General features: G+C 65.6%; 1 protein-coding gene and 1 pseudogene. Both read right to left on the bottom strand.

What is annotated here, in order from left to right; all coding sequences use genetic code 11:
* On the bottom strand, positions 1-771 hold a 771-nt coding region (locus tag HX846_RS38210), incomplete at its 3' end, for an SIS domain-containing protein (RefSeq protein WP_178967579.1).
* Positions 764-1,231: pseudogene (locus HX846_RS38205) on the bottom strand (N-acetylglucosamine-6-phosphate deacetylase); the annotation flags it as partial. The gene HX846_RS38210 and the pseudogene HX846_RS38205, both read right to left, overlap by 8 nt.

Below are 1,231 nucleotides of genomic sequence, written 5' to 3'. Positions count from 1 at the left end.
GGCGCCGCGTGGGGCGAAGACCAGCAGCGGGTAGTTGTCATCGATCAGGGCCATCGGGCCATGGCGCACTTCGGCGCTGCTGAAGGCTTCGGCCTGGATCGCCGAGGTTTCCTTGAGCTTGAGCGCGGCTTCCTGGGCAATGGCAAAACCGGCGCCACGGCCGATCACCATCAGTTGCTGGCAGTCGCGCAGGGCGTCGATGGCCAGGCTCCAATCTTGCCTGGCGGCTTCACGCAAACCTTCGGGCAGTGCCTTACAGGCTTGGAGCAACTCGTCTTCCTGATTCCAGTGGCCGATCAGCTGGGCGCTGGCGCTCAGGGTCGCGATAAAGCTTTTGGTGGCGGCGACGCTGCGTTCCGGCCCGGCGCACAGCGGCACATGAAATTCGCAGGCGGCTTCCAGTGGCGAGTCTTCGGCGTTGACCATCGAGATGCTCAAGGCACCGCGCTTGCGCAACAGGCGCAGGCTGTTGACCAGGTCCGGGCTCTGTCCCGACTGGGAGAAACCGAACGCCACTTGCCCGCTGACCTTGAGCGGCGATTGCAGCATGGTCACCACCGACATCGGCAGCGACGCCACCGGAATCCCCAGATGTTGCATAGTCAGGTAGGCGAAGTAACTGGCGGCGTGGTCCGAGCTGCCACGGGCGATGGTCATCGCCACTTGCGGTGGCTGGCGACGCAGGCGGCCGGCGACTTCCACCAGCAGCGGGTCCAGGCGTTGCAGTTGAGCCTCGACGGCCTCACAGGAGGCCAGGGCCTCTTCAAGCATTTTTGAAGTCAATGGTTTCTCCTTCGACCATTACGTCGGTGAGGTGCAGGGAGCGGTCCAGGCGCACGCAGTCGGCAAAGCTGCCGGGTTGCAGGCGACCGCGTTCTTCGAGGCCCAGGTAGTCCGCAGGAAATTGCGACAGGCGTTGTGAGGCTTCGCTGATCGGCAGGCCGATCTTCACCAGGTTGCGCAACGCCTGGTCCATGGTCAGGGTGCTGCCGGCCAGCGTTCCATCGGCCAGGCGGACGCCGCCCAGGCACTTGGTCACGGTGTGGCTGCCCAGCTTGTATTCGCCGTCGGGCATGCCGGCGGCGGCGGTGGAATCGGTGACGCAGTACAGGCACGGGATCGAGCGCAGCGCCACGCGCATGGCACCGGGGTGCACGTGCAGCAGGTCGGGAATCAACTCGGCGTATTTGGCGTGGGCCAGGGCCGCGCCGACGATGCCGGGCTCGCGGTG

The sequence above is a fragment of the Pseudomonas sp. K5002 genome, from assembly GCF_013386655.1.
In the GTDB taxonomy this organism is placed as follows: Bacteria; Pseudomonadota; Gammaproteobacteria; order Pseudomonadales; family Pseudomonadaceae; genus Aquipseudomonas.
This window is presented reverse-complemented; position numbering and strand designations above follow the sequence as displayed.